General features: G+C 73.3%; 11 protein-coding genes. 3 read left to right on the forward strand and 8 right to left on the reverse strand.

The features are described from left to right. Positions 1-350 (reverse strand): heavy-metal-associated domain-containing protein (locus HMPREF0731_RS11845; protein ID WP_211207930.1); only part of this gene is annotated, 350 nt, incomplete at its 3' end. 104 nt (positions 351-454) lie between these two features. Here HMPREF0731_RS11845 and HMPREF0731_RS11850 point away from each other — a divergent pair. Beyond that, complete coding sequence (locus tag HMPREF0731_RS11850) at positions 455-1,513, forward strand: trypsin-like peptidase domain-containing protein (protein ID WP_007004371.1); 1,059 nt, start codon at positions 455-457, stop codon at positions 1,511-1,513. Positions 1,514-1,594: 81 nt separating this feature from the next. On the opposite strand, the gene HMPREF0731_RS11855 is transcribed toward HMPREF0731_RS11850, so the two are convergent. Beyond that, positions 1,595-2,470, reverse strand: coding sequence for a helix-turn-helix transcriptional regulator (locus HMPREF0731_RS11855; RefSeq protein ID WP_007004372.1), 876 nt, complete (start codon positions 2,468-2,470; stop codon positions 1,595-1,597). Between the two features lie 117 nt (positions 2,471-2,587). Here HMPREF0731_RS11855 and HMPREF0731_RS11860 point away from each other — a divergent pair, with 117 nt between their 5' ends. Further along, entirely contained in the window at positions 2,588-3,418 is an 831-nt protein-coding gene (locus HMPREF0731_RS11860; protein ID WP_007004374.1) for an ABC transporter substrate-binding protein, read from the forward strand. 32 nt (positions 3,419-3,450) lie between these two features. On the opposite strand, the gene HMPREF0731_RS26370 is transcribed toward HMPREF0731_RS11860, so the two are convergent. From HMPREF0731_RS26370 to HMPREF0731_RS24250, 6 genes are all read right to left on the reverse strand, one after another. Then, positions 3,451-3,576, reverse strand: coding sequence for a hypothetical protein (locus tag HMPREF0731_RS26370; protein WP_007004375.1), 126 nt, complete (start codon positions 3,574-3,576; stop codon positions 3,451-3,453). Positions 3,577-3,607: 31 nt separating this feature from the next. After that, the gene (gene mobA, locus HMPREF0731_RS11865; protein WP_007004376.1) at positions 3,608-4,237 is read right to left on the reverse strand and encodes a molybdenum cofactor guanylyltransferase MobA; all 630 of its coding nucleotides are present in this window, start codon (positions 4,235-4,237) and stop codon (positions 3,608-3,610) included. Continuing rightward, positions 4,227-5,123 (reverse strand): formate dehydrogenase accessory sulfurtransferase FdhD, encoded by an 897-nt coding sequence (gene fdhD, locus HMPREF0731_RS11870; RefSeq protein WP_007004377.1) that lies wholly within the window; start codon positions 5,121-5,123, stop codon positions 4,227-4,229. Before fdhD ends, mobA begins: the two co-directional genes overlap by 11 nt. A gap of 46 nt (positions 5,124-5,169) precedes the next feature. Then, entirely contained in the window at positions 5,170-5,856 is a 687-nt protein-coding gene (locus HMPREF0731_RS11875; RefSeq protein ID WP_040613064.1) for a hypothetical protein, read from the reverse strand. Between the two features lie 23 nt (positions 5,857-5,879). Then, positions 5,880-7,199, reverse strand: a complete 1,320-nt coding sequence (gene gabT, locus HMPREF0731_RS11880) for a 4-aminobutyrate--2-oxoglutarate transaminase (RefSeq protein ID WP_007004378.1) — start codon at positions 7,197-7,199, stop codon at positions 5,880-5,882. A gap of 153 nt (positions 7,200-7,352) precedes the next feature. Next, entirely contained in the window at positions 7,353-7,511 is a 159-nt protein-coding gene (locus HMPREF0731_RS24250; protein ID WP_007004379.1) for a hypothetical protein, read from the reverse strand. 161 nt (positions 7,512-7,672) lie between these two features. On the opposite strand from HMPREF0731_RS24250, the gene HMPREF0731_RS11885 reads away from it, so the two are divergent. After that, the coding region (locus tag HMPREF0731_RS11885; protein WP_007004380.1) for a Bug family tripartite tricarboxylate transporter substrate binding protein at positions 7,673-8,426 on the forward strand (754 nt) is incomplete at its 3' end.

An 8,426-nucleotide genomic window follows, 5' to 3' on the forward strand; every position in this document is an offset into this window, starting at 1 on the left:
GCCGGGTCCAGCCCGGCCAGCACACGCAGACGCGCCCGCTCGCTGGCCAGGTTGACGCTCGCCTCCAGCACGCCCGGCACGCGGGCGAGCGCGCGCTCCACCCGCCCCGCGCAGCTGGCGCAGGTCATGCCGCCGATGCCGAGCTCCAGCACCGTGGTGTCCACGCCATAGCCGGCTTTCTCCAGGGCTTTGGCCAGGGCCTGGGGCGGGGCGTCGCCCTCCACCTCGGCGCGCTCGCTGGCCAGGTTCACCCGGGCGGCGGTGACGCCCGGCACGCGCGCCAGGGCGCGCTCCACCCGGCCCGCGCAATTGGCGCAGCTCATGCCGGTGACGGGGAGGGACATGCTCATGCGCTGCCAGATGGCGCTTCCCACAATGGGAAGGTCAAGGGGCGGGATCCGGCCATGCGGCAGGGGCATTGAAGAAGCGACGCGCAAGGCAAAGATCACGCCGCATGCATCGCCCCGCCCTGCTCTGCGCCGCCCTGGCGCTGTCCATCCCGGCTGCCCTGCCGGCCCTCGCCCAGAACGCCGCGCCCGCCCCCGCGCCCAGCCAGGGCCAGGCCGCCGAGGAGCACCGCATCCAGGTGGTCAACCGCACCGGGCAGGACGCCACGGCGCTGCACGCGGTGCGCAGCGGCCGCGGTGACTGGGGCAGCAACACCCTGCCGCGGCCGATGCCCACCGACAAATCCTTCACCCTGCGCAGCCGCGCCGAGGCCGGCTGCCGCTTCGACATCCGCCTGGTGGTGGCGGATGGCCGGCAGGCGGTGCTGCGCAACCGCGACATCTGCGCGACGCCGCGGGTGGAGATCGGCGCCGGCGATCTGCGCGCCGCCCCCACCCGCCCGGCCGAGGGCACGCCCAATCCGCGCGCCCGCGCCGCGACGGGCACCGGCTTCGTGGTGGCGACCGACCGGGTGCTGACCAACCAGCATGTGGTGGCCGGCTGCGACCGCATCTTCATCCGCACCGCCGATGGCCGCACCTTGCCCGCCGTGCCGCCCGCCCGGGTGGATGAGGGGCTGGACCTGGCGCTGCTGGCGGTGCCGGGCGACCCGGGCGAGATCCTGCCCTTCCGCGCCAGCCCCGAGGTGCGGCGCGGCGAGGGGGTGATCGCCTATGGCTTCCCGCTGGCCGGGCTGCTCTCCTCCGACCCCAAGCTGACGCGGGGCGAGGTGAACGGGCTGAACGGGCTGGGCAACAACCCGAACCACTACCAGATCAGCGCCGAGGTGCAGCCGGGCAATTCCGGCGGCCCGCTGCTGGACCTGCATGGCAATGTGGTGGGTGTGGTGGTGAGCAAGCTGCACGCGCAGAACATCGCCCGCCGCACCGGCGACATCCCGCAGAACGTCAATTTCGCGGTGAAGGGCGGCGACGCGCAGACCTTCCTGCGCCGCAGCGGCATCACCCCGCGCACCGAGCCCAGCAGCGGCGCCGAGCAGAGCGCCGCCGATGTCGGCGAGGCCGCCAATCGCGGCACCGTTTTTATCCGGTGCGAGCGGCCCTGAGCGGAGCGCCCGGCTGGCCTGACGGCCTGACGGCCTGACGGCCGGACGCCCCTGCGCCAGCGGCGCAGGGACCCGGAAAAACTAGGCGCGGAAGGCGACCTGGCCGGTGCCGCGGAGGTCGTAGCCGGAGAGCCGCTCCGCCCGCCAGGCAAACGCCTCGCCGCGGGTGAAGGCCAGCAGGGTCTGCAGCGCCGGGCTGAACCAGTCCTGCGCCCGGGCCACCAGGTCGAAGCGCTCGCGGATCAGCGGCAGGAAGTCGAGGCCGCGCGCCACCGCCTCGGCGCGGATGCCGAAGCCGCTTTCGGCGCGGCCCTCGGCCACGGCGGCCGCCACCTCGTCCTCCGCCATGGCGGGCTGCGGCAGGAAGCGCAGCGCCTCCAGCCGGAGGCCGGCCTCGGAGAGCAGGTGCAGCAGCAGCAGGTGGCTACCGGCGCGGGACTGGCGGCCGATGACGCGCACCCCCTCCTGCGCCAGATCGGCGAGGCCCGCGATGCGGCGCGGATTGCCCGGCGGCAGGATCAGCCCCTGCTCGCGCCAGGCCCAGACCAGGCCCACCGCCTGGGCGCCGGGCAGCAGGTCGCGCACCGTCGCCTCGTTGAAGGCACCGCCATCCGGGTCGGGCAGATGGGTGGCCGCCGCCAGGGCGCGGCCGGCGGAGAGCGCCTCCAGCCCCGCCAGGCTGCCGCCGGCGGCGATCGCCAGGCCGCAGCCGGATTGCCGCACCGCCCAGTCCAGCAGCGGGTCGTGGCTGCCGGCCAGGATCGGCGGCGGCTCCAGCCGCGCCGCCTCCAGCCCCGCCTCGCGCGCCATCCAGCGCAGCAGCAACGCACGCGGGAAGATCCATTTGCCGGCCAGGAACACCGCCGGCAGGCGCTGCTGCCGCGCCAGGTCATACAGGGCCCGCTCCGACAGGCGCAGCAGCGCCGCCGCTTCCTTCAGCGTCAGGACATCCGGCATCAGGCGGCAGATTCCGGCAGATGGTTCATGGCGCTGGCGTTCCCTGGGGCTTCGGCCCGGCATCTGCCGTGGCACTGTGTCGCCTCATAGAAAAAAAGCCGGAGCCGAGCCAGCGCCATGCGCCGCCGCACATTCCTCGCCGCCCTGCTGATGCTGCCCGGCCTGCTCGCTGGCCCGCCGGTGGCGGCGCAGGGCCGCAGCATCACCGTGGCCTCCACCACCTCGACCGAGCAATCGGGGCTGTTCGGCCATCTCCTGCCGCTCTTCACCCGGACGACCGGCATCGCCGTGCGGGTGGTGGCGCTGGGCACCGGCCAGGCGCTGGATGTGGGGCGGCGCGGCGATGCCGATGTGGTCTTCGTGCATGACCGCGCGGCCGAGCAGAAATTCCTGTCGGAAGGCTTCGCCACCCGCCGCTTCCCGGTGATGTACAACGACTTCGTGCTGGTCGGGCCGCGGGCCGACCCGGCCGGGGTGCGCGGGCGGGGCACCGACATCGCCGCGGCGCTGCAGGCCATCGCCGCGCGCGGCGCGCCCTTCATCAGCCGCGGCGACCGCTCCGGCACCCATGCGGCGGAGCTGCGGCTGTGGCAGCAGGCCGGGATCAGCCCGGCCGGCCAGGGCTGGTACAAGGAGATCGGCCAGGGCATGGGCCCGGCGCTGAACACCGCCGCCGCCGCGGACGCCTATCTGCTGGCCGATCGCGGCACCTGGATCAGCTTCCGCAACCGCCAGTCGCTCGCCATCCTGGCCGAGGGCGACCGCCGCCTGTTCAACCAGTATGGGGTGATGCTGGTGAACCCGGCCCGCCACCCGCAGGTGAGGCAGGCGGAGGGCCAGGCCTTCATCGACTGGCTGGTCTCGCCCGAGGGGCAGCGCGCCATCGCCGAGTACCGGATCGACGGACAACCGCTGTTCTTCCCCAATGCCGGGGACCCGAATGGCTGAGCCAGGCGGTGCCGCCGCCCGGGCGGCGCGGCTTAGAGCCGGACGCCGCTGGTCTGGTAGGCGGCCTCGGCGCTGCGCTGGACTTCCGTGTCCAGCACGAAGGAGGCCGCAACGGCGAGGATGATGGCGGCGGCGACGCCGGTCAGAAAGGCCTTCATGCGTGGCGCTCCCGTCGTGGAATGGCTTTCCTCAAGCTATGGGCGGCGGCGCGGCGGCGTGCAAGAGCCTCTGGGCCTCGGCCAGCTCCTGCGGCGTGTTGGCGTTGAAGAAGGGGTCGATCGGGTGGTCCGGCCATTCGGCGCTGGCGCAGCCGAAGCGGGCGGTCCAGCGGTCGATCTTGCGCTCGCCGCCGAGCAGCGCCGCGCGCAGCTCGTGCCGCAGCGCCACCGGCCAGAGGCCCACCGGCGGATGCGTCCAGCCGCCCGAGGCGGCGCAGGCCATCGGCACCCCCGCCGCCTCGCGTGCCGCGCGCAGCCGCGCCACCAGATCGGCCGGGATGAAGGGGGAATCGCCGGGCACCGAGACCATGTCGGGCAGGTCCGGCCGGTGCGCCGCCGCCCAGTCCAGCCCGGCCAGGATGCCGGCCAGCGGCCCGGGATGGTCCGGCACGCCATCGGGCAGCACCGGCAGGCCCCAGGCGGCGAAGCGGGTGGCGTCGCCATTGGCGTTCAGCGCCAGGGCGGCGACCTGCGGGCGCAGCCGGTCCAGCACATGGTCGAGCATCGGCCGGCCGGCGAGGGCGCGCAGCGGCTTGTCGCCGCCGCCCATGCGCCGCGCCAGCCCGCCGGCCAGCACCAGGCCGAGAATGTCATCCGGCATCGGCGGCGCCCTCCGCCTCGCGGCTGTTCTTGCGCCAGTGGCGGGGGTTCTCCTCGCCATCGCGCAGCGGGTCGGCGTCGAAGACGATGCGGCTCTCCCCGGCCAGCGCCAGGAAGCGGCTGCCCTTGCAGCGGCCGATCAGGGTCAGGTTGGCCTCGCGCGCCAGTTCCACCCCCCAGGCGGTGAAGCCGGAGCGGGAGATCAGGATGGGAATGCCCATGCGCACCGTCTTGATGACCATCTCCGAGGTCAGCCTGCCGGTGGTGTAGAAGATCTTGTCCCCGGCGGGTTCCTGGTTGCGGGCCATCCAGCCGGCGATCTTGTCCACCGCGTTGTGGCGGCCGACATCCTCCATGTAGACGATCGGCTGGTCCTGCCGGCAGAGCGCGCAGCCATGGATCGCCCCGGCTTCCAGATAGAGGGTGGGCAGGGTGTTGATGGCGCGCAGCAGCCCGTAGAGCCAGGAGGTGCGCAACTCGGCTTCCAGCGGAAGCCGAACCTGAGAAAAACCGTCCATGAGATCGCCGAAGGCGGTGCCCTGGGCGCAGCCCGAGGTCAGGGTTTTTTTCCGGAGTTTGGCCTCGTGGTCGGTGGCCTCGGCGGTGCGGACGACGACGACGCCCAGATCCTCGTCATGCTCGATGCCGGTGATGGCATCCTCCGGCCGCAGCATGCCCTGGTTCAGCAGGTAGCCGAGGGCGAGATCCTCCGGATGGTCGCCGATCGTCATCATGGTGACGATCTCCTGCCCGTTCAGATACAGGGTCAGGGCGCGCTCGACGGTGACGCTGGTCTCGACCGGGCGGCCGGTCTGGTCGAGGCCCTGGACACGCCGGGTCAGGCGCGGATCGGTGGGGTCGGGGCGGACGCGCAGCGAGGAGCTCATGCCCTCCGAGATGCCCCCGCCGAGGGCGACTGGAAAGGGGGGCAGCTCAGGTGATGGCGTGCTGCGGGTTGTCCTGCTCGCGGAAGGCGTCCTCGGCGCCACGCAGCGCCAGCGGGCGCATCAGGAAGGCGGCGCCCCAGCCCCAGCCGCCATTGATCGCCAGCCACAGCCACCAGGGCGCCCCGAAGCCCGGCACGCGCGGCAGGCTGTCGCTCAGCAGGGTGAAGAGGAAGGCGCCGCAGAGAAAGCCGGTGAGCAGGTCCGGCAGCGCCCAGACCAGGCGCAGCGCCAGCGACAGCAGGGCGCCCAGCGCGGCACCCGCCAGCATCAGCGCGTAGAGCGCCGGCAGCCCGCCCCAGAGGGGCAGGGGCGCGAACAGGAAGCCGCGCTCCGGCACCAGCCGGAAGGCCTGGTGCAGCACGAAGAGGCTGGATTGGTGGACCACCACCACGGCGGCGGCGCCCATGATGAGGCCACCGATGATGGCGCGGCAGGGCCCGGCCGGGAAGGGCCGCAGCACCGCCACCAGCGCCATCAGCGCCAGCGCGCCGGAGAGCGCGACCCGGCCGAGCAGGGCCGGGTCGAGCCGGTTCAGCGCCACCGGCAGCGGCAGGGGGGAGGTCCCCCCATGGCCGGCCATGACCAGGGCGCCGAGATAGCAGGCGGACGCCACCAGCGCGCCCCGCCAGGCGGCGCTCAGCAGCTGGCGGAGGAAGCGTGTCAGCGCCCGCACGGCACGCGGCTACCGGGCGGCGGTCAGGCGGCGCGCTCGGCGACGCATTCGCGCAGCGCCTCGCCCAGCATGTCCATGCCCTCGTTGATCAGCGCGTCCGAGGCCGTCAGCGGCACCAGGAAGCGGATGACGTTGCCGCGCACGCCGCAGGACAGCAGGATCAGCCCCTTCTGCGCCGCCCGCGCGGTCAGCGCCTTGGCCAGGTCCGGATCCGGGCGGTTGGCGTCGCCGCCGGCCACCAGCTCCATCGCCACCATGGCGCCGAGGCCGCGGATGTCGCCGATCACGCCCTTCAGGCTGTTGGAGTTCTGCAGCTCCTTCAGCCGGCCGGTCAGCAGCTCGCCGATCCGCTCGGCGCGGGCGCAGAGCCCCTCCTCCTCGATGATGTCGAGCACGGCATTGCCGGCGGCCAGCGCCAGCGGGTTGCCGCCATAGGTGCCGCCCAGGCCGCCGGCGGCCGGGCTGTCCATGATCTCCGCCTTGCCGGTGACGGCCGAGAGCGGGAAGCCGCCGGCCAGCGACTTGGCCATGGTGATCATGTCCGGCTCGACGCCGGCATGCTCGATGGCGAACATCTTGCCGGTGCGGGCGAAGCCGGTCTGCACCTCGTCGACGATCATGACGATGCCATGCTCGTCGCAGATGCGGCGCAGCCCGGCCAGCAGCTCGGCCTGGGCGATGTAGAAGCCGCCCTCGCCCTGCACCGGCTCGATGATCATGGCGGCGATGCGCTTGGGGTCGACATCGGCGCGGAACATCACCTCCAGCGCCTCGAGCGTCTGCTCGACCTCCTTGCCGTGATAGGCCACGGGGAAGGGCAGGTGGTAGATCTCGCCCGGCATCGAGCCGAAGCCGGCCTTGTAGGGCACGACCTTGCCGGTCAGCGCCATGCCGAGCAGGGTGCGGCCGTGGAAGGCGCCGGAGAAGGCGATGACGCCGTTCCGCCCGGTGTGGTGGCGGGCGATCTTCACCGCGTTCTCGATCGCCTCGGCGCCGGTGGTCAGGAACACCGTCTTGCGGTTCGGGCCGCGCGTCGGCACCACGGCGTTCAGCCGCTCGGCCAGGCGGATATAGCCCTCATACGGCATCACCTGGATGCAGGTGTGGCTGAAATGGTCGAGCTGCGCGCTGACCGCCGCCTTGATCTTCGGGTGCAGGTGGCCGGTGTTCAGCACGGCGATGCCGGCCGCGAAGTCGATGTAGCGCTTGCCCTCGACATCGGTGATCTCGGCATTCTCGGCCTTGGCCGCGAAGACCGGCATCTGGATGCCGAGACCGCGCGGCACCGCCGCTTCGCGCCTCGCCTGCAGAGCCGTGTTGCTGTCGGCTGCCGTCACGCCCATCGTCCATGCTCCTGTCGGTCGGGTGAGGCCGGCACGATGCGCCCGCCCCGCCGCCCCGCGCAAGGCCGCGCGGCGCCGATTCCGCCCCGGCGGCGGCGGAATCTCGCCTGTCCTATCGCAGTGCGATCAACGGGATGCGCGGGCTGCCTGGCATCAGCCGGCGAGGCCCAGCGCGGCCAGCAGCAGCAGCCCCGCCAGGCTGGCGCCGAGCGTGGCCAGCACCGCCGGGTCGATCTCCGCCGGGGCGGTGGCGGGCAGCAGGCAGGCGCCGCCGGCCAGGCTGTCGGCGCTGCGATCCTCGGGCTGCGGCATGGGAATCTCCGTAAATACGTTTGACATTCGTCAATATAAAAGTTCTACAATCGGTATCCACAGAAAAATGCGCCACGGCCGCGCCGGCGCCCCGCCGCCCGATCCCCCGAGAGGGCCAGGGCAGGGCCGCGCGGCCGGGCGCCCGCCGGAACCACGATGCCATGACGCAGAATCTCTCCCGCCGTGCCCTGCTGCGCCAGCTCGCCCTGGCCGGCCTCGCCGCCGCCCTGCCGCTGCGCCCCGCCCGGGCGCAGGATTTCCCCAACCGGCCGCTGCGGCTGATCGTGCCGGTGGCGCCGGGCGGCAGCCAGGACGTGGTGGCGCGGCTGGTCGCCCGCGGCATGGGGGAGGCGCTGGGCCAGAGCATCCAGGTGGAGAACCTGCCCGGCGCCGGCAGCAACATCGGCTACGAGGCGGCGGCGCGGGCGCGGCCGGATGGCTACACGCTGCTGGCGGGGTCGGACAGCCTGTCGATCAATGCCGCGCTGTTCCCGCGCCTGTCCTACGACCCGCTGCGCGCCTTCCAGCCGATCCTGCCCGGCGTCGCGGTGCCGCAGATCCTGGTGGTGCGCGAGGATTCGCCGCTGCGCGACCTGGCCGGCTTCCTGGCGGCGGCGCGGGCCGGCACGCTGGCGGTGGGCACGCCGGGCAATGGCAGCCTGTCGCACCTGCTGGGCGAGATGATCCAGCAGGCGGCCGGGCTGCGCTGGACGCATGTGCCCTATCGCGGCGGGGCGCTGGCGATCAACGACCTGATGGCCGGGCACCTGCAGGCGGTGTGGATCAACATCGGCGCGGTGGCGGATGCGGTGCGGGCCGGACGGCTGCGCGGCCTGGCCGTCTCCTCCGAGGCGCGCACGGCGGCGCTGCCGGCGGTGCCGACGCTGGACGAGGCCGGGCTGCCCGGGCTGGCGG

Origin of the sequence: Pseudoroseomonas cervicalis ATCC 49957 (genome assembly GCF_000164635.1) — a bacterium.
GTDB classification, from domain to species: Bacteria; Pseudomonadota; Alphaproteobacteria; order Acetobacterales; family Acetobacteraceae; genus Pseudoroseomonas; species Pseudoroseomonas cervicalis.